General features: G+C 53.0%; 1 protein-coding gene. It reads right to left on the reverse strand.

All coding sequences use genetic code 11. From position 1 onward, the window contains the following. Nucleotides 1-188 (reverse strand): hypothetical protein (locus A3709_RS23345; RefSeq protein WP_231871199.1); only part of this gene is annotated, 188 nt, incomplete at its 3' end. Nucleotides 189-215: the final 27 nt, after the last annotated feature.

Here is a 215-nt window from a genome sequence, read left to right on the forward strand (position 1 = left end):
CCTGGCAACACGTTGAGTGGAACACTCAAAGAGTGTTTCAGCCGCTCCACCGAGGCCTGTTCATGGACGCCAGGAACCGAAGCGATATTGATGCGTGCGACATTGAAGTGAGCTGCTAGACGAGGTATTACCTGATGCAGATAGCCCTTCTCATACAGGAGGTCTTGTCCTACCGAACGCAACTCCATCTGCAGACTACACAAGCTCTCGCGAAG

This window comes from Halioglobus sp. HI00S01 (assembly GCF_001635445.1).
Taxonomy (GTDB): domain Bacteria; phylum Pseudomonadota; class Gammaproteobacteria; order Pseudomonadales; family Halieaceae; genus Halioglobus; species Halioglobus japonicus.